This is a genomic window from Rhodopila sp. (assembly GCF_965277825.1).
Classification (GTDB): Bacteria; Pseudomonadota; Alphaproteobacteria; order Acetobacterales; family Acetobacteraceae; genus Rhodopila.
Map to the genome: position 1 here is coordinate 1206970 of NZ_OZ255846.1, position 18448 is coordinate 1225417.

At 66.1% G+C, this 18448-nt stretch carries 21 protein-coding genes; 12 read left to right on the forward strand and 9 right to left on the reverse strand.

The window, feature by feature from the left end; genetic code table 11:
* Positions 1–31: 31 nt before the first annotated feature.
* Entirely contained in the window at positions 32–493 is a 462-nt protein-coding gene (locus ACQY4T_RS06085; protein ID WP_428538928.1) for a GNAT family N-acetyltransferase, read from the reverse strand.
* Between the two features lie 142 nt (positions 494–635).
* Positions 636–1250, reverse strand: a complete 615-nt coding sequence (locus tag ACQY4T_RS06090) for a CGNR zinc finger domain-containing protein (RefSeq protein ID WP_428538930.1) — start codon at positions 1248–1250, stop codon at positions 636–638.
* Positions 1251–1396: 146 nt separating this feature from the next.
* Between ACQY4T_RS06090 and ACQY4T_RS06095 the strand changes: the two genes are divergently transcribed.
* From ACQY4T_RS06095 to ACQY4T_RS06115, 5 genes are all read left to right on the forward strand, one after another.
* Positions 1397–2107, forward strand: a complete 711-nt coding sequence (locus ACQY4T_RS06095; RefSeq protein WP_428538932.1) for an alpha/beta fold hydrolase — start codon at positions 1397–1399, stop codon at positions 2105–2107.
* Positions 2108–2154: 47 nt separating this feature from the next.
* Complete coding sequence (locus ACQY4T_RS06100; protein WP_428538934.1) at positions 2155–2997, forward strand: alpha/beta fold hydrolase; 843 nt, start codon at positions 2155–2157, stop codon at positions 2995–2997.
* A gap of 44 nt (positions 2998–3041) precedes the next feature.
* Positions 3042–3386 (forward strand): FAD-dependent oxidoreductase, encoded by a 345-nt coding sequence (locus ACQY4T_RS06105; RefSeq protein ID WP_428538936.1) that lies wholly within the window; start codon positions 3042–3044, stop codon positions 3384–3386.
* A complete protein-coding gene (locus tag ACQY4T_RS06110; protein WP_428538938.1) occupies positions 3326–4363 on the forward strand; it encodes a dihydrolipoyl dehydrogenase family protein in 1038 nt (345 codons plus the stop codon). Before ACQY4T_RS06105 ends, ACQY4T_RS06110 begins: the two co-directional genes overlap by 61 nt.
* Before the next feature lie 261 nt (positions 4364–4624).
* Positions 4625–5050: an organic hydroperoxide resistance protein gene (locus ACQY4T_RS06115; protein WP_428538940.1), complete on the forward strand. Its 426-nt coding sequence runs from the start codon at positions 4625–4627 to the stop codon at positions 5048–5050.
* A 37-nt stretch (positions 5051–5087) separates the two neighbouring features.
* Here ACQY4T_RS06115 and mbfA read toward each other — a convergent pair whose 3' ends face one another.
* The 3 genes from mbfA to ACQY4T_RS06130 all read right to left on the reverse strand — a co-directional run bounded on the left by mbfA (position 5088) and on the right by ACQY4T_RS06130 (position 8551).
* Positions 5088–6044 carry an iron exporter MbfA gene (gene mbfA, locus ACQY4T_RS06120; protein ID WP_428538942.1) on the reverse strand — a complete coding sequence of 319 codons (957 nt, stop codon included), beginning with the start codon at positions 6042–6044 and terminating at the stop codon, positions 5088–5090.
* Between the two features lie 78 nt (positions 6045–6122).
* On the reverse strand, positions 6123–7451 hold the full coding sequence (locus ACQY4T_RS06125) for an aspartate aminotransferase family protein (protein ID WP_428538944.1): 1329 nt from the start codon (positions 7449–7451) through the stop codon (positions 6123–6125).
* Between the two features lie 14 nt (positions 7452–7465).
* A complete protein-coding gene (locus ACQY4T_RS06130) occupies positions 7466–8551 on the reverse strand; it encodes an LLM class flavin-dependent oxidoreductase (protein WP_428538946.1) in 1086 nt (361 codons plus the stop codon).
* A 210-nt stretch (positions 8552–8761) separates the two neighbouring features.
* On the opposite strand from ACQY4T_RS06130, the gene ACQY4T_RS06135 reads away from it, so the two are divergent.
* Genes ACQY4T_RS06135 through ACQY4T_RS06155 form a run of 5 tightly spaced genes read left to right on the forward strand, consistent with a single transcriptional unit; the run spans position 8762 to position 13080 of the window.
* A complete protein-coding gene (locus ACQY4T_RS06135) occupies positions 8762–9877 on the forward strand; it encodes an ABC transporter substrate-binding protein (RefSeq protein ID WP_428538948.1) in 1116 nt (371 codons plus the stop codon).
* Between the two features lie 13 nt (positions 9878–9890).
* Positions 9891–10757, forward strand: coding sequence for a branched-chain amino acid ABC transporter permease (locus ACQY4T_RS06140; protein WP_428538950.1), 867 nt, complete (start codon positions 9891–9893; stop codon positions 10755–10757).
* 3 nt (positions 10758–10760) lie between these two features.
* Positions 10761–11624 (forward strand): branched-chain amino acid ABC transporter permease, encoded by an 864-nt coding sequence (locus tag ACQY4T_RS06145; protein ID WP_428538952.1) that lies wholly within the window; start codon positions 10761–10763, stop codon positions 11622–11624.
* On the forward strand, positions 11621–12385 hold the full coding sequence (locus ACQY4T_RS06150; RefSeq protein WP_428538954.1) for an ABC transporter ATP-binding protein: 765 nt from the start codon (positions 11621–11623) through the stop codon (positions 12383–12385). The genes ACQY4T_RS06145 and ACQY4T_RS06150 overlap by 4 nt, the downstream gene beginning before the upstream one ends.
* Positions 12385–13080 (forward strand): ABC transporter ATP-binding protein, encoded by a 696-nt coding sequence (locus ACQY4T_RS06155; protein WP_428538956.1) that lies wholly within the window; start codon positions 12385–12387, stop codon positions 13078–13080. The genes ACQY4T_RS06150 and ACQY4T_RS06155 overlap by 1 nt, the downstream gene beginning before the upstream one ends.
* A gap of 220 nt (positions 13081–13300) precedes the next feature.
* Here the strand turns inward: ACQY4T_RS06155 and ACQY4T_RS06160 are convergent, their stop codons facing one another.
* From ACQY4T_RS06160 to ACQY4T_RS06175, 4 genes are all read right to left on the reverse strand, one after another.
* A complete protein-coding gene (locus tag ACQY4T_RS06160; RefSeq protein WP_428538958.1) occupies positions 13301–14371 on the reverse strand; it encodes a tartrate dehydrogenase in 1071 nt (356 codons plus the stop codon).
* 282 nt (positions 14372–14653) lie between these two features.
* Entirely contained in the window at positions 14654–15019 is a 366-nt protein-coding gene (locus ACQY4T_RS06165; protein ID WP_428538960.1) for a type II toxin-antitoxin system RelE/ParE family toxin, read from the reverse strand.
* A complete protein-coding gene (locus ACQY4T_RS06170) occupies positions 15019–15306 on the reverse strand; it encodes a ribbon-helix-helix domain-containing protein (protein WP_428538962.1) in 288 nt (95 codons plus the stop codon). Before ACQY4T_RS06170 ends, ACQY4T_RS06165 begins: the two co-directional genes overlap by 1 nt.
* Positions 15307–15432: 126 nt before the next feature.
* A complete protein-coding gene (locus ACQY4T_RS06175) occupies positions 15433–16152 on the reverse strand; it encodes a class I SAM-dependent methyltransferase (protein WP_428538964.1) in 720 nt (239 codons plus the stop codon).
* A 184-nt stretch (positions 16153–16336) separates the two neighbouring features.
* Here ACQY4T_RS06175 and ACQY4T_RS06180 point away from each other — a divergent pair, with 184 nt between their 5' ends.
* Together ACQY4T_RS06180 and ACQY4T_RS06185 are read left to right on the forward strand one after the other, a co-directional pair.
* Positions 16337–17767, forward strand: coding sequence for a lactate utilization protein B (locus tag ACQY4T_RS06180; RefSeq protein WP_428538966.1), 1431 nt, complete (start codon positions 16337–16339; stop codon positions 17765–17767).
* Entirely contained in the window at positions 17767–18441 is a 675-nt protein-coding gene (locus tag ACQY4T_RS06185; protein ID WP_428538968.1) for a LutC/YkgG family protein, read from the forward strand. The genes ACQY4T_RS06180 and ACQY4T_RS06185 overlap by 1 nt, the downstream gene beginning before the upstream one ends.
* Positions 18442–18448: the final 7 nt, after the last annotated feature.

Sequence of the window (18448 nt, forward strand, 5' to 3'; positions counted from 1 at the left end):
TTTCCGCATGACAAAGGCCGAAGCTGTCCGATCATGCTTGAACAGATTTGCTCATGTAGACGGCGATGCCGAGGTTGGACGCCTGCTCACGATCGATGCGATAGCCCAGCTTCAGGTAGAGCGCCACATTCCCGGCGAACAGTTTGTTGGTGTAAAGTCTGAGTTCAGGGCAGCGCAACGACGCGGCCACCTTTTCGGCGTGCGCCAGTAGCCGTCGACCGAGACCCTTGCCCTGAGACGCCGGGGAAACCGCGACATTCTCGATCAGCAGATGGTCGATCCCGGGGATCATCTCGATGAGCGCCGCCAGGTGGCCGTCGAGATACAGCAGGTCGATACGGTGTTTGGCCACTGCTTCCGCGTAGTCGGCCTGCATTGGCTTGGGCTCACGTCCAATGATCGGTATCCATTTGGCGTACGCTTCCCGGGTCAGCGAACGGATCGCGTCGACATCGGCGGGGGTAGCGGGCAGCAACGACAGGGCTTGGCTCATTGGCGTCCTGATGCGTTCGTGTCGGGGGCAGAACCAGGGCCTTGGTCGGAGCCGAGGTGGGGCGTGGTTGCTCTTTCTCGCCGAGCGCGTGACGGTTTGACAGTATTGTCGCCGGTCTGGTGGCGGCGGGCAAGCCAAGCTCTCATTGCGTATGTCGGTGGCGATGAGCCGCCTGTTTGGCGCGATTGCCGCAGATTCCCATGCTGCACCATTTGCGGGCTCGACCGCGGGTGTGGTCGGCGAAGAGCAGCGTGCAGTAATGGCCCTCGCAGGCCTTGATGTTGGCAAAGTCCTCTTCGCAGACCAATCTTGCCAGCGCCTCGCCGATCGGCAGCAGCAGCGATTCGGGTGAGCGCCAGCGCCGCGTCGGCTGCAGCCGCATGGCATCGCCCTGGGCGTGGGCGACGATCTGGCTGAACACCTCGTCGCGTCCGAGCAGCCGATTGAGCGGCGCGAGCGCCCCGAGGTCGGCGGCGACGAGGGATCGTCCCATGCGCTCGCGCACGAAGCTCCTGAACCACTCGCGCAAGGCCCGAGCCTGCGCGGCGACGGTGTCGAATTCTCCCGGCATTGCTCGCGCCCGCAGGCGCTTGATTTCCTGCGGCGGCACGAGGTGGGCTTGGTCCAGCCATGCCAGCAGGCCTTCCCCATCGTCGATCCAGTCGATCGGTGTGCTGGTTGGCGTGGCGATCGAGTTCAGAAAGTCGAGGGCGGGTGCGTCGGCGACGAATACGGCGGGGGCGCGGCTTGTAGCCATCCAGGCTCCTGGCGGGACACGATCATCTCTATACTGCAAGTAATTGGTCGGCGGGCGATTGACAAGCCGCGGGCTGTTTTGTAACCTGTTCAAGCGCTTTAGAGCGGTTATTCTTGGTCGCGGCTAGACGATGGGGGAGGGGGAAGATGGCGGACGGGAACGGGACGGTCGTGCTTGCCCATGGCGCTTGGGCTGATGGGTCGAGCTGGGGCAAGGTCATCGGCTTGTTGCGGGCCAGAGGTGTCCGAGCGGTCGCGGCCGCGTTGCCGCTGAGTTCGCTGGCCGACGACGTGGCGGCGCTCGACCGCTGCCTGGAGCGTGTCGAGGGTCCGGTCGTATTGGCCGGTCATGCCTATGCTGGCGCGGTGATCGCGGAAAGCCGGTGCGAGAAGGTCGGATCACTCGTCTACATCGCGGCGCTGGCGCTTGATCAGGGCGAGACGGTCGCGGATGTGTTCTATCGCGCCGCGCCGCATCCCAAGGCGCCGAAGCTTGCGCCCGATGCGCATGGGATGATCTGGCTTCCGGCGCAGGCGTTTTCCGAAGCCTTCGCACCGCGCGCCTCGGCCGAGGAGCAGGCGGTGTTGGCCGCGGTGCAACGGCCGATCGCTGCCGCCTGCATCGGCGTCAAGGTGGGTTTGCCGCGGTGGCGGGACCTGCCGAGCTGGTTCCTGCTGGCTGGGGAGGATCGCATGATCGCGGGTGAGACGCAGCGGTTCATGGCGAACCGGATGCGGGCGACTTTGGAGACACACCCGGTTGATCACATGCCGCTGGTGACCGCGCCCGACGTTGTGGCCGGTATCATTCTGAGGGCCGCGGCGGAAACCATCAGCCGCCAAGGGCGCACCGGGTAGCGACCGTCTGATGGGTTTCAGTCCGGTTATGGATGGAGGGAAGCTGCATGATCGGTATCAAGTATCATTCCGCTGATGTGGACGGGGTGAAGGTGTTCTACCGGCAGGCCGGGGCGGCGGATGCACCGGTGCTGCTGTTGCTGCATGGTTTTCCCAGTTCGGGACACATGTTTCGTGATCTTATCCCGCTGCTGGCTGAACAGTTTCATCTGGTGGCGCCCGATCTGCCTGGTTTTGGCCAGTCCGGCATGCCCGTCCGCGCTACGTTCGACCATATCGCCGACGTCATCGACCGCTTTACCGAGGTCATCGGCATCCGGTGCTTTGCGCTCTATGTGTTCGATTACGGCGCGCCGACGGGCTTCCGCATCGCGGTCAAGCATCCGGATCGAATTACCGCGATCATCTCGCAGAACGGCAATGCCTACGCTGACGGCCTGAGCGATGCCTGGACGCCAATTCGGGCCTACTGGCAGGACCCATCACCAGCCAACCGCGCCGCGTTGCGTGCGTTGCTCGAGCCTGAAGCGACCCGTTGGCAGTATAGCCACGGGGTGAGCGATGCGGCGGCGATTTCACCGGACGGTTGGTCGCTGGACAATTTCTACCTCGGCCGGCCGGGCGCCGACGAGGTGCAACTGGATTTACTCGGCGACTACAAGAGCAACGTGGCGCTCTACCCGAGTTTCCAGAATTACTTTCGGGCGCATCAACCGAAGCTGCTGGCGGTGTGGGGCAAAAACGATCCGTTCTTCCTGCCGGCCGGCGCGGAGGCTTTCAAACGCGATATTCCGGCCGCGGTCGTCCGCTTGCTCGACACCGGTCACTTCGCGCTGGAGACGCATGCGCCCGAGATCGCCACGGCGATACGCGCGTTCCTTGGCGGTTGACGCGCCGCGGCAGATTGGAAACCAGAAACGTGGAGGGATGACGAATGGCCGAGCCGGAGCACTTTGACATTCTGATCCTGGGCAGCGGACAGGGCGGCAAGCTGCTCGCCTGGCACATGGGCCGCGCGGGAAAACGGGTTGCCGTGGTCGAGCGCCGGTGGGTGGGTGGGTCTTGTCCCGCGGTCGCCTGCTTGCCTTCGAAGAACGAACTATGGAGCGCGAGGGTTGCTCATCTGGTGGCGAGTGCGGATCAGTTTGGTATAGTAACGGATAGGCCGCGGACCGACATGAGCAAGGTGCGTCGGCGCAAGCAGGGCGCAAGCAGGACATGGTCGACCGCGAGAACGCATTTCACCTCAATGCCTACAAGGAAAGCGGCGCGGAGCTGATCATGGGCAGCGGGCACTTCGTCGCCCCGAGGACGATCGAGGTCGCGCTGAACGACGCCGGCGTTCGCCTGCTGAGCGGCGAACAGGTGGTGGTCAATGTCGGCTCCCATGCGGCGATGCCCGATATAGCCGGTCTCGCGGCGGCGCGGCCGATCAGCCACATTGAAGCGCTGGAGCTCGACAACCTGCCGCCGCACCTGATCGTGTTCGGCGGGGGCTATACCGGAATTGAAATGGCGCAGGCCTATCGCCGCTTCGGCAGCCGGGTGACGATCATCGAACCGGGGCGCCAGCTCATGGGCCGTGAAGACGCGGACGTGGCGGGCGAAACGCAGTCCATCCTGGCGGACGAGGGCGTCGATGTCGTGTTGAATGCGGAACCGCTTTCCGTGCGCGGTGTTTCGGGCGATGCGGTGGCGGTGACCATTCGCACGGGCGGGTCCGAAGGCATGGTCGAAGGCAGCGATCTTCTGGTGGCGACCGGGCGGCTTGCCAACACCGCCGATATCGGTGCCCGCGAAGCCGGCATTGCGCTGGATGCGCGGGGCTTCATCCGTGTCAACACACGGCTGGAGACCAGCGCCGCCGGCGTGTGGGCGATCGGCGAATGCGCCGGCAGTCCGCAGTTCACGCATGTCTCGGTCGATGATTTCAGGATCGTCAGGGACAACATGGCGGGCGGCAACCGAAGCACCGACGACCGGATCATTCCGCATGTGATGTTCACCGATCCGCCGCTGGCGCGGGTCGGCCTGTCGGAACAAGAGGCGCGGCGGCGGGGCATCGCGGCGCGGGTAGCGACGCTGCCGACGCGGAATGTGCTGCGCACCGAGGCGACCGACGAGACCCGGGGCTTCGTGAAGGTTCTGGTAAGTGCCGATGACGACAGCATCCTTGGCTTCACGATGATCGGTTCGGAAGCCGGCGAGGTGATGGCCCGGTGCAGACCGCGATGCTGGCCGGGCTGTCTTACATGAGGCTGCGCGATGCGGTGATCGCGCATCTGACGATGGCCGAGGGCCTTGGCCCGCTGCTTGGCGGCGTTCCGGCCAGGACGGCGTCGCGCAGTTAGTATCCGATCGCAGAGAGGCGCGAGACGCGAGCGTCCGCGATTCGACGCGTGTAGGGCGGCGGCGAACGCCTCGCAGCCAACGGGCGCCACGAGTGCGATCGGACGATTTGCCTCGGTTGGAGAATGCCGCTTAGCTGGCTGCCTGGTCAGTTCGGAGGACATCATCATGCCGGTCGACGTCAAGTATCGCACGACTGCCACTGCCATCGGGGGCCGTGATGGCGAGGCCAGCTCGGCCGACGGCAGCTTCGCTGTTAAATTATCGACACCGCGAGAGCTGGGCGGCGGCGGTGGGACTGGCGCCAACCCGGAGCAGTTGTTCGCGGCGGGTTACTCGGCGTGCTTTATCGGCGCGCTGAAAGCGGCCGGCCAGCAGCTCAAGCTTGCGGTTCCCGCCGAGGCGAAGGTGACCGCGACGGTTGGCATAGGCCCTCGGTCGGAGGGAGGCTTCGGCATCACCGCCGACCTGCGGGTGGAGCTGCCCGGGGTCGACCGCGCCGCCGCGCAGAAGCTGGTCGAGACCGCTCATCAGATTTGCCCCTATTCGAATGCGACGCGCGGCAACGTCGATGTCGGGCTGAGCGTCGTGTAGCCGAACCGCGCTGGTGTTCGTTGCGTATCCGGATTTTTCAACCGCTGCCGATCAGGATGCCGACGCCAAACACCAGCGCGCCGCCGAAGGCGATCTGCAGCGTTGCCGACAATGGCGGGGTGTCCATGTATTTCCAGCGCACCCAGGAGATCACCGCCAGCTCGACGATAACCACCGCGATCGCGACCGCCATCGCGGTCCAGAAATACGGGATCAGGAACGGCAGGGTGTGACCGATGCCGCCCGCCGTCGTCATCAGGCCGCAGATGCCGCCGCGGATCAGCGGGGCGCCGCGCCCGGTCAGGCTGCCGTTGTCCGACAGCGCCTCGGCGAAGCCCATCGAGATCCCGGCCCCGACCGAGGCGGCCAGGCCGACCAGGAAGGTCTCCCAGGTCTTGCCCGAGGCGAAGGCAGCGGCGAACACCGGCGCCAGGGTTGAAACCGATCCGTCCATCAGGCCGGCGAGGCCGGGCTGGATCACCCGCAGCACGAACGACTGGCGGGCGCGCAGGTCCTCGGCGCGGCGCACGTTGGCGGGCAGGTTTTCCTCCACCAACTGGTCGGCGCGGTGCTCGTGCTCGACCTCGGCGTCGGCCAGGTCGCCCAGCAGCTTGCGGATGGTGACGTCCTCGCTGCGCGCCGAGGCGCGGCGGTAGAAGCCCTGGGTCTCGGTCTCCATGCTTTCGGCCAGGTTGCGCACCGCCTTGAGGTTCATCGGATACATCTGCCAGACCGGCTTGTGGTGGACGAAGCCGCGCACGTCGTGGCGGCGGATCAGCGGGATGTGTTCGCCGAATTTCGCTCGGTAGACTTCCAGCAGGCGGTGGCGGTGATCACCTTCCTCGGCCGCCATCTCGGTGAACACGTTGGCGCTGCCGGGATAGTCGGCGCGCAGGCCCTCGGCGATGTCGAGATAGATGCGGCCATCCTCTTCCTCGTTGGCGATGGCGAGGGCGAGGATTTCGCGTTCGGTCAACTCTGAGAAGTTGCGCATGACGCCGGCAATGTGGCCGAGATCGCAGTATCGTCAAGTGGCGAGCGTAATGATGCGAATGCTTCTCAGAGGCGTCGATCAGAGGCGATCCAGCGCCGCGTCCACCGCATCGCCCAGGCGCTGCACAATGGTGTCGATATCGCCGGCGTTGGCGATGTAGGGGGGCGCCAGGATGACGTGGTCGCCCTGCCTGCCGTCGATCGTGCCGCCCATCGGATAGGTGGCGAGGTGGCGGGCCATCGCCTCGGCCTTGACCCGTTCGTGCAGCTTCAGTGTCGGGTCGAACGGCGCCTTGGTGGCGCGGTCGGTGACGAACTCCAGCGCCCGGAACAGGCCACGGCCGCGGATGTCGCCGACATGGCGGTGGTTGCCGAAGCGGTCGTGCAGCGCGGCTTCCAGGCGTTGCCCCATGGCCTGGACGTTGGCGATGAGATCGTCTTCGTGGATGATGCGCTGCACCTCCAGCGCGGCGGCGCAGGCGACGGGATGGGCCTGGTAGGTCTGGCCGTGCAGGAAGCCGCCGGAGCCGTCGGCCAGGGCGCGCACGATGCGATCGGCGATCAGGATGCCGCCGATCGGCTGGTAGCCGCCGCCGAGGCCCTTGGCGATGACCTCAATGTCGGGGGTGACCGATTCCTGTTCCCAGGCGTGCATCGAGCCGGTGCGGCCCATGCCGCACATCACCTCATCCAGGATCAGCAGCGCGCCGTGGCGGTCGCAGATGCTTCGTATGCGCTGGAAGTAGCCGGGCAACGCGGTGACGCAGCCGGTGGTGGCGCCGACCACCGGTTCGGCGAGGAATGCCATCACGGTGTCCGGGCCGACGCGCTGGAATTCGGCCTCCAGTTCGTGGGCCAGCCTGTCGAGGTATTGCGCGTCGGTCTCGTCGTCGTTTTTGAACCGATATGAGAAACAGGGCGAGACCAGGCTGTGGGTCTGGCCGAGCATCGGTTCGTAGTGGCTGCGGCGCATCATGTTGCCGCCGGCGGCGAGCGCGCCCAGCGTGGTGCCGTGGTAGGACTGGCGGCGGGCGATGGTGCGCACGCGGCTTGGCTGGCCGATTTCCAGGAAGTATTGCCGCGCCAGTTTGATTGCCGCCTCGTTGGCCTCGGAGCCGGAGGAGCAGAACCAGGCGCGGGTCAGGCCGCCCGGTTCGTCGTGGAGGATGATGTCGGCGAGGTCCTCGGCTGGCTGGTTGGTGAAGCTGCCGGTGTGGGCGTAGGCCATGGTGGCGGCTTGGCGCCCGATGGCGTCGGCGACGCGGCGGTTGCCGTGCCCCAGGCAGGCGACGGCTGCGCCGCCGGACGCATCGAGCACGCGGCGGCCGTCGGCGGTGTGGATGAACAGGCCGTCGCCGCCGACGGCGAGCGGCGGGATGGCGCCGGAGCGGTGCAGCACATGGGTCATGCGGCGAAGCCGGTTTAGCGCGGGGTCAGGTGTTCCACCCGCGGCGCCACCTCTTGCGCCAGCAGCCGCAGCGAATTGTGCCAGGCCTCGGGCTGGTCGGCGTAGTCGAAGCCGAACACCAGCAGGCTGCCGAAGCCGCCGACGTCGCGATAGACGCGTTCCAGCCTTTCCGCGACCGTGGCGGGCGAACCGACCAACCAGTTATACCGGGCACAATATTCCGGAGTGACATCGGAATCGGGGACCGATGGATCGTGCTTGAGGTATTCGAGGAAACCGAACTGGGCCAGCAGGGGCAGGAAATACTCCCGCATCATGCGGCCCATCATGCCGCCGACCGCCAGGCGCATCGCCTCGGCGTCGGTGTCGGCGACGAACACCTCGCGCACCATGCGCCAGTCGCGCCGGTGCGGGGTGCGACCGGTGCGTTTCGCGCCTTCCTCGACCGCCGCCCAATGGGTGGCGACGTAGGACGGGTTGAGGTTCAGGCTGAGCGGCAGGAAGCCGTGTTCGCCGGCCATCTTCAGCGTGTCGGAGTTCTTCGACAGGCCGGCTACGCCGATCGGCGGATGCGGCCGCTGCAGCGGCTTCAGGTGGGGCTTGAGGGTGCCGAACATCGGTTCGGGTTTGTCAACGTTCCAAAATTTGCCGCGGTACTGGAACGACGGCTCGTCGCTCCACATCCGCAGGATGATATCGAGCGCCTCGCGCGTCATCTCGCGGTTGGTGCCGGACATGCCATCGACATTGAACATCGCCCAGTCGCTGGGCAGGCCGGAGGCGGCGACGCCGAACATCAGCCGGCCGTCCGACATGTGATCCAGCATCGCCACCCGGTTGGCCAGTTCGGCCGGGTGGTGATAGGGCAGCAGGAAACCGCCCGGGCCGATGCGCAGCCGCTTGGTCTGCAGCAGCGCCTGGGCGATCAGCAGGTCGGGGGACGGGTTCGGCTCCCACGGCGCGGTGTGGTGCTCGCCGATCCAGGCTTCGCTGTAGCCCAGTTCATCGAGCCAGCGCAGGGTTTGCAGGTCCCAGTCCAGGCCGGCCTTCAGGGCGCGTTCCGGCGGATGTGACGGCATCGAGAAATACCCGAATTCCACGGCGATCCTCCTGTGCTGGCTAGGTTCTTGACGTCCTGCCGGCACAGCAGATCAGAACCCGGCGAACGTCAAGGCCGGACGGAGCTCTCCGGCGCGGCGAACTTGACCGCGCGGGGTGGCGCGCATAAGCCTGCCGCGACAAGCATCCCCGGGTCGGAGGGTCGCCCTCGCGACCGAGGTTGGGGCAGCACACCAGCGGGGAAAACGTCCATGCGCTCCATCACCAGAAGCGGGGTTGTGATCCTCGCCGCCTTTTTGCTTGCGACCGGCCTGGTCGCAACCGGCGCGCGCGCCGAGACCATCCGGTTCGGCGCCATCCTGCCGCTGACCGGGCCGGGGGCGATGATCGGCACCCAGCAGATGCGCGGCATCCAGTTCGCCATCGATAAGGCCAATGCTGCCGGCGGCGTGCACGGCAACAAGATCGAGGTGCTGTTCGAGGACAACCAGGCGAAGCCCGATCAGTCCATCCTGAGCTTCAACAAGCTGGTCGATCTGCAGAAGGTGCCGCTGATCTTTACCGCCTATTCCGGCCCGTCGCTGGCAATGGCGCCGTTGGCGACGCGCAAGAAGATCCTGCTGATCAACGCCGGTGCACAGGCCGACAAGCTGGCCACTGCGTCGCCCTATCTGGTCAATACGCTTCCCACCATCGGCGACGAGATCAAGGTGCTGTCGCGCTATCTGGTCGGCGAAGGCAAGAAACAGGGCGCGATCCTGTATGAGAACGACGCCGCCGGGATTTCCGGGCGCGATGACTTCGAAAAATACTTCCCCCAGGCCGGCGGCACCATCCTGTCGCAGGAACCGGCGCAGTTCGGCCAGACCGACTACCGCCCGGCGCTGTTGAAACTGGCCGACGCCAAGCCGCAGGTGATGCTGGTCTCGATCACCGCCGGCCTGCTGCAGATGGCGCAGCAATACAGGCAGCTCGGGCTGAAGTTCACCGTCGCCGGGACCACCTTCTTCGCCGATCCCGTCACCATCGCCGACCCGACTTCGGAAGGTTTCGTGCACACTCAGGTGCGGATCGACGCACCGCCCGACCTGGCGGCGGCGTTCCGAGCCAAGTTCGGCGTCGATATGGAGTTCTTCGTCCGCCAATACTACAACGCGACGCAGATCGTGCTGGCGGTGACCGACAAGCTGCTGTCCGAGGGCAAACCGCTGACCGGGCAGAACATGCACGACGCGCTGTTTGCCATCCGCAAGTTCCAGGGCCTGATCCCGCTGCAGTTCAACAGCAACACCGCGACGGTGCCGCTGGACATCGACATGATGCAGGGCGGCAAGGACGTCACCATCAAGCAGACCAGCACCGACTGACCGGATCGCCGCGATGCTGGCGCTGCAACTGCTGTGCAATGGGATCGTGACCGGCTGCGCGCTGGGCATTGTCGCGGTGAGTTTCTCGCTGGTCTACGCCACCACCAAGATCTTCCATGTCGCCCATGCCGGCGTCTATACGATGGCCGGCTACATCGCCTGGTCGATGCTGCGGTTCGGCTTGCCGGCACCGCTGGCGTTCCTGGTCGCGCTGGTCGCGTGCACCGTGGTGGGCGCCCTGATCCAGGCGTTGCTGTATGCCAGGCTGGAGCGCAGCAGGGCGACCCATCTGGTGGTGCTGATCGCATCGCTGGGGCTGCTGGCGGTGATCCAGAACATCCTGGCGGCCGTCTATACAGCCAACATCCTGCAGTTCGACCTGCCGTGGGGATCGCGCGTGTTTACCGTGGCCGGCAACGTCCGGTTGACGGTGACGCAACTGCTGACCGTGGCGCTGAGCCTGGTGGCCTATGTCGGAGTGATGCTGTTTGCCCATCGCAGCATCCAGGGCAAGCAGATCAGGGCGGTGGCGTCCAATCCGTTGCTGGCCGAGATCACTCGGCTGCGGCCGCATCGGGTGCATGTCTATGTGATGGCGATCGCCTCGGCGCTGGTCTGCCTTCCGGGCGTGCTGGTGCCGCTGGATTTCGGGCTGCAACCCTATGGCGGGGTGACGCCGCTGCTGACCGCCACCATCGCGATGATCGCCGGCGGCGTCGGCAGCATCACCGGCGCCTTCGTGCTGTCGATCGTCATCGCCGGGCTGCAGAACATGTCGTTGCTGTTCATCCCCGGCGAGTGGAGCATCGGCATCACCTTCTTCATCTTCGTCATCTTCATGCTGTTCCGCCCCACCGGGCTGTTCGCGGCGGCGCGCTGAGCGATGGATTTCTGGCTTAGCTACCTCACTTTGGCCTCGATCTACGTGCTGCTTGGGCTGTCCACCAACCTGCTGGTCGGCATCGCCGGCATCTTTTCGGTTTCGCAGGCGGCGGTGTTCGGGGTGGGCGCCTATATCGTCGCCTATTTGTTGATGAACGACCTGGCCTCGTTCCTGCCGGCGCTGGCGATCGCGGCGCTGGGCTGCATCGTGCTGAACATACTGGTGACGCTGCCGGCGTTGCGGGTAGCCGGCGATTACTTCGTTGTAACGTCTTTCGGCATCCAGTTGCTGGCGACCGCGGTGTTCACCAACTGGACCGCCGGCACCGGGGGCGCCAACGGGCTGCCCGGCATCCCAGCCCCCGACCTTGCCGGCAAGGCGCTGGACTCCACGTCCTCGGTCGCCGCACTTTGCCTCGGCGCCATGCTGGTCGGCTGCCTGGTTTTCTGGCTGGTGATGCGCGCCCCGTTCGGGCGGCTGCTGCGGGCGATCCGCGAGGACGAGCTTGCGGTCGCCGCGTCGGGCAAGAGCGTGCTGCGGGCGAAGGTATCGGCCGCCGCACTGGCCGGCGCGTTCGCCGGGACAGCCGGTGGCCTGTATGCGACGTTCCTGAGCTTCATCGATCCATCGTCGTTCGACCTCGACGCCTCGATCCTGCTGCTGACCATGGTGGTGGTGGGCGGTGCGCGCACCCTGGCGGGCTCGATCCTGGGCCCGTTCCTGCTGCTGGCGCTGCCGCAGGTGCTGACCTTGGTGGCGATCCCGACAACCGTCGCCGCCGCCGCCAGGCAGTTGCTCTATGGCGTGCTGCTGATCGCCTTCATGCTGTTCCGTCCGCAGGGGCTGGCGGGGGAAAAGCTATGACCGCGTATCTACAGGCGAGCGGTCTTGAGGTCAGCTTCGGCGGCCTGAAGGCGCTGAACGATTGCAGCCTGAGCGTCGAGCAGGGTCGCGTCACCTGCCTGGTGGGCCCGAACGGCGCCGGCAAGACCACGATCTTCAACGTCATCACCGGCTTTCTGCGCCCCGATGCCGGGTCGGTGCGGTTCAAGGGCCAGGCGCTGGACGGTTGGAAGCCACAGGCCATCGTCGCCGCCGGCATCGCGCGGACGTTTCAGAACCTGCGCCTGTTCACCGACCTGACGGTGCTCGACAACGTGCTGGCCGGGCTTCCGGCCCAGGTCGGCGAGGAGCCGATCGCGGCGATCTTCCGCCCGTTCCACGTCGCCGTCGCGCAACGCGGGCGGCGCGACCAGGCGCGCGCCATGCTGGATCGTGTCGGCCTGTCGGAGCGGGCCGATAGTATTGTTCGCAACCTTTCCTATGGTGAGCAGAAGCTGCTGATCATCGCCCGCGTGCTGGCGACGGGCGCCGAGTTGCTGCTGCTGGACGAGCCTGCGTCCGGCCTGTCCGCCGGCGCGCTGGAGCGGGTGATGACGCTGCTGCACCGGCTGCGTGACGACGGCAAGACCCTGCTGGTGGTGGAGCACAACACGCGCGTGGTGCAGCAGATCGCCGACGACGTGCTGTTCCTGCATCAGGGCCATCTGATGGCCCAAGGGTCGCCCGACAGCATCGTCAACGATCCGGCGCTGGCGGAGATCTATTTCGGCGGTGCGATCTGATGGTGTTGTCGTTGCGCCGGCTTAGCGCCGGTTATGGCGCGAAGACGGTGATTTCGGAGGTGTCGTTGGCGTTGGATCCGGGACAGATCCTGGCCTTGCTGGGTCATAACGGAGCCGGCAAGACCACCACGCTGAAGGCGATCATGGGTCTGCTGCGGCCAAGCGCCGGGGAGACGCTGTTCGACGGCAAGCGGATCGATCGGCTTGGCGTTGCCGAACGGGTGGCGCTGGGGCTGCGGCTGCTGCCGGAGGGGCGGGGGATCTTTCCCGATCTGAGTGTGGCCGAGAACCTCGACGTGGTGGGTGCGCGCAATGTCGGTCCGGGTGCGATGTTCGACACGGCGGCGGTCTATCAATTGTTCCCGGTGCTGCGCGAACGCCAGGGCACTCGGGCGGGCAGCATGAGCGGAGGACAGCAGCAGATGCTGGCGCTGTCGCTGGCGATCCTGGGGACACCGCGCTGCCTGATGCTGGACGAACCCTCGATCGGGCTGGCCCCGAACCTTGTTTCGCGGATGTTCCAGCAGGTGCGCGAGGTGTGCAAGTCGCACGCCATGACGGCGGTGCTGGTGGAGCAGAACGTCGCCGCGGCGATGCAGATTGCCGATCGGGTGGTGATCATGAACAACGGACAGATCGTGTTCGACGGCGATCCGGAGCGGGCGCGGGCGTCGAATTTCTGGCATTATTTTTGATCGGGCGGTGCGGGATGGAGGTCGATCGGGGCCGGCGGGGGGTTGAAGCGGTGCTGTAGAAGTATTGAGCCGCAGATGCACGCCGATAAACGCAGATCATTACATCGTAGTAAGATTAACGCGGGCGACGCAAAGCGCGCCCGGCACTGGGCAGCCGACAGGTGGCACGGTTATTGGTCGTGACGTCAGACCGGTCCGGGCATCGACCGCGACGCGCGAACTACCGTTCAGCCACCAGTTCGGCGATCGCCGTCCCGACATCGCCGGTGCCGGCCTGGCCGCCCATGTCGCGGGTCTTCGGGCCGCTCTCGCGCAGCAAGGTCTCGATCGCATCGACGATGGCGCGGCCGGCGTCGGCCTCGCCCAGGTGCTGCAGCATCAGCGCGGCCGACCAGATCTGACCGATCGGGTTGCAGATGAACTTGCCGGCGATGTCGGGCGCCGACCCATGCACCGGCTCGAACATCGAGGGGAACTTGTGTTCGGGATTGATGTTGGCGCTGGCGGCAATGCCGATCGAGCCGGCGACCGCCGGGCCTAGATCGGACAGGATGTCGCCGAACAGGTTGGACCCCACCACGACGTCGAACCAGTCCGGATGCTGCACGAAATGCGCGCACAGGATGTCGATGTGATACTGGTCGGTGCGGATGTCAGGATACTGCTTGCCCATCGCGGCGAAGCGCTCGTCCCAGTATGGCATGGTGTGGATGATGCCGTTCGATTTTGTCGCCGACGTCACGTGCCGCTTCGGTCGGGTCATCGCCAGCTCGAAGGCATATTTCAGGATCCGGTCCACCCCTTGGCGGCTGAAGATGCTCTGCTGCGAGACGAACTCGCGGTCGCTGTCGGGGAACATGCGGCCGCCGACGGAAGAGTATTCGCCTTCGGTGTTCTCGCGCACCACGTAGAAGTCGATGTCGGCCTCGGTGCGTCCGGCCAATGGCGTGCGCACGCCGGGAAGCAGCTTGCAGGGGCGCACATTGGCATACTGGTCGAAGCCGCGCCGGATCGGGATCAGCAGGCCCCACAGCGACACGTGATCGGGCACGCCCGGCCAGCCCACCGCTCCCAGCAGGATCGAGTCCGACTTCGCCAACTGGTCCAGCCCGTGGCTGGGCATCATCAGTCCGGTGTCCTTGTAGGTCTCGCACGACCAGTCGTAATGCGTGAGGTTCAGGTCGAAGCCAAACCGCCGAGCCGCGGCGTCCAGCACCTTCAGCGATTCGGGCACGGTTTCCTTGCCGATGCCGTCGCCGGGCAGCACCGCGATGTTGTGCGTGCGCGTCATGATCCGCTGTCCTCCGCTTGTCGCCGGACAACGGATAACGGAGCCAGCCTCCGAGGCCAAGACCCAGCCCCGGCCATGCGGCCCGCATGGGCGCGCCGGCGGCACGACCTCAATGCCGCGCCGGACGCGCCGGCGCGGCATCAACCGCTGGTGATGCGCACCGCGACCTGCTGGTGGACGCTGACAAAGGAGATCTATCGTGGCTCGTTCAAGGCGCGGGAATCATGCGACAAAACAAAGAGCTAGACCATGTTCGGCATGCACAGTCATGCTAAATATGCTCTAGCCACCAGCCTCGCGCTGCGCGCGCCGGGCCGCCCTTGGGAGCTGCTGCCGGTAATGTACCACGCCGAGGATCTCAACGGCGCCTTCCGGCGCGATGCGGTAGAGCACCAGGTGCCGGGGCTGGCCAACCCGATGCTCGGGAGCTACGAAACGGCGCGCCGAGTAGTGATGGAGCGACCGCACTCCGCGCACGAGAGTTACGGGACGTGACCCCGGGAGGGCCGGAGACTCTCCGATCGCAGTCATAGCCGCCAGAATCAGACGGCCGTAACGATAGGCTCCCTCAAGCCCCCAGTTCGCTTCGCTTCCCTGAAGGATCTTGTCGATCTGGTCGTCCGCGACACCGACGAGGCGGAAGGGCACTATTTATCTGGGGTTGGCCGCTCGCGCAGCTTCGCCATCTTCCGCTCGAGCCAAGCCGTCCCTTCGTCGGAGCTGGCGATCGTCGTGTAATGACCGGCTTCTGCTTCCGCGATGCCTGCCTCAGCGACGTCCACCAGCTCGTCTTCAAGCTCCTGGCTCTCGAAGTATTTCCTAGCGGCCTCAATGAGGAATTCGGCCTCGCTCGTCGCCTTGCCCTCCGCTACCTCGCGCTCGATGAGCTTCTTGAGCTCGTCGGGCAAGCTGATTTGTATGACACCCATGGTCAAATTCTCTCCTGCGAGAGAACCTTATGCCGGCTCTGACGCGCTCGCACTCGAAATTCCGTTGACCAGCGCGGCCCATAGGATCGCCGCGCTATCCCCGGTGCAAGCCTTTGATTGCGACCGCTGGCATCAGCCGCTGGTGATGCGCACCGCGACCTGCTGGTGGACGCTGACCATGGAGATGTATTCGTAGCTCTGGCCGGACCAGGCGAGGAACTCCTGGAACGCCTTGAATTCGCCCTGCCGCCAGCCGGGGTAGTTCAGGTACTCATCGAACAGGATGATGCTGCCGGTGACCAGGCGGTGCCCGAGGTAGCGAAAAATCGTCTTGGTCGCGGAATACAGATCGCAGTCGACGTGCAGTAGCGAAATCGGGCCGGGATGGGTGTCGACAAAGCCGGGCAGGCTGTCCTGGAACAGGCCGACGATCAGCTCGACGTTCTCGCGCACCGGCGGCAGCGCCGGCTGGCGAAACGATCCGGCGGGAAAGCCGGGGCGCCAATCCTCGGGCAGGCCGGTAAAGACGTAGAAGCCGTAGACCGTCTGGCGCGGCAGCGCGGCGGCGATGTGGTTGATGGTCTGGCCGGTGGCGACGCCGAACTCCAGCAGCAGGCCGTCAACCGACCGGGCGGCGAGGGCGTGGTCGATGTAGTCGGGCTTGCGGATGAAGCGGGCGGCGTTTTGCATGTTGGCGACGAAATACTGCGCGGCGCTGATGCTCTCGGCGAGCGCGGCGATATGGGGCAGCGAATGGGTGTCGGTGAAGCGCCCCAGCAGGTCGCGGGCGGCGATGTCGCGCAGCATGGTGCGCAACGCGTCCGGATCGGCGCCGGCGACGAGATCATTCATCCGGGGTTCCCTTGTTTCTGCCCCTAAACCGGGGACAGCGGGACGCGATCAGAGCGGCATATGGTTGATTTTCGGTTAACGGCGCGCGCCGACCGCCGGAAGGCGTGCCTCGGGCAGGCCTTGTCGGCTATAGGATCGCGGCGTTCCCCGGGCTATCCTGAAGCACCTGTAAACGAGACCCGGAATGCACATCGCCACCTCTCCCGCCTTCAAGCGGAACGCAAAGGCCGCGCTGGGCGATGCCGGCCTGCAGAAGGCGCTGGCCCGCAGCGGCCCGAGCTTTATCGCCCGCCGCGCCGCCGCGGTCGCCGCGCTGCCGGAATTCGACCGGTTGCGTGATACCGCCCGCGACATCAAGAACCATACCCTGGCCAACCTCGACTTCTACCTGGAAGCCTATGAGGCCAAGGTGCTGGAATCGGGCGGCAAGGTGCACTGGTGCGCCGATGCCGACGCGGCGCGCGACGCGGTGCTGCGGATCTGCCAGGCGGCCAACGCCCGCACCGTCACCAAGGGCAAGTCGATGATCGGCGAGGAGATCGCGATCAACGACCACCTGGAACGCCACGGCATCACTCCGGTCGAGACCGATCTTGGCGAGTACATCATCCAGCTTCGCCACGAACTGCCCAGCCACATCATCGCCCCGGCGTTCCATCTGAACATGGAAGACTGGGAGACCGCGTTCCGCGCCGCCCACACCGACCTGCCGGCCGACCGCACGTTCACCGAACGGCGCGACGTGCTGGTCGAGGCGCGGCAGAAATTGCGCTCCAAGTTCCTCGCCGCCGATGTTGGCATCACCGGGGCGAACTTCCTCATTGCCGAGACCGGCAGCAGCGTGATCGTCACCAACGAGGGCAACGGCGACCTGACGCAGACCCTGCCACGGGTCCACATCGTGCTGGCCAGCATCGAGAAATGCGTCCCAACGCTGGAGGATGCGACGTCGCTACTGCGGGTGCTGGCGCGGTCCGCCACCGGCCAGGATTGCTCGGTCTACACCACGTTCTCGACCGGCGCGCGGCGGCCGGACGACCTCGACGGGCCGGCGGAATACCACGTGGTGCTGATCGACAACGGCCGTTCGGCGATGCTGGGGACCGAGTTCCAGGACATGCTGCGCTGCATCCGCTGTGCCGCCTGCATGAACCATTGCCCGGTGTATTCGGCGGTCGGCGGCCACGCCTATGGCTGGGTCTATCCCGGCCCGATGGGCGCGGTGCTGACCCCCAGCCTGATCGGGGTGGACAAGGCGGGGCATTTGCCGAACGCCTCCACCTTCTGCGGCAAATGCGAAAGCGTCTGCCCGGTGCGGATTCCGCTGCCGAAGCTGATGCGGCACTGGCGTGAACGCGAGTTCGAGCGTCACCTGACCCCGGCGGCGACCCGGACCAACCTGGCGGTATGGGGATTCTTCGCCAGGCGGCCATCGCTTTATCGCCTGGCGACCCGAGCGGCGGCGGTCGGATTGGGGCTGCTGGGACGCCGCAAGGGGCGGTTTGCCGCGATGCCGCTGGCGCGCGGGTGGACCGCCGAACGCGACCTGCCGGCGCCCGAGGGCGACACCTTCTTCGCCCGCTACGCCAAGGCGCAACGCGCCGGATGGGTTTGATGGGGCGCCAGGAGATCCTGACCTCGATCCGGCGCGGCCTGAAGCGCGGCGCGCTGCCGCCGGATCAGACCGCGATGCTGCGCGGCCGCCTGGCGTCGCATCCGCGCCACCTGATCCCGGCGCGCTCGCGTCTGCCGCACGCCGAACAGGTGGATCTCTTCGTGCGCAATGTCGAGCGCGAGTTTGGTTCGGTGACCAGGGTCGCCGACATGGATGCGGTGCCGGGCGCGGTGGTGGACTACCTGTCGGCGCAGAACCTGCCCGGCCGTGTGGTGATGGCGCCGCATCCCGAGTTGCGGGCGATCCCCTGGTCGGCGCGCCCGCTGCTGGAGATCCGCGAGGGACGCGCCGAAGACTCCGATATGGTCAGCGTGCAGCACGGCTTCGCCGGCATCGCCGAAACCGGCACGCTGATGCTGCCCAGCGCGCCGGACCGGCCGGTGACCTTGAACCTGCTGGCCGATACCGAGATCGCGGTGCTGCGCGCCGAGGCCATCGTCGGCGCCTATGAGGACGGCTGGGACCGGCTGCGCGCCGTGGCCGGCGGCATGCCGCGCAACGTGATGTTCGTCACCGGGCCGTCGCGTTCGGCCGATATCGAGCAGACCCTGGAACTTGGCGCGCATGGCCCGCGGCGGCTGCACATCGTGCTGGTGGAGGACGCGGCGGACTGACGGCGGC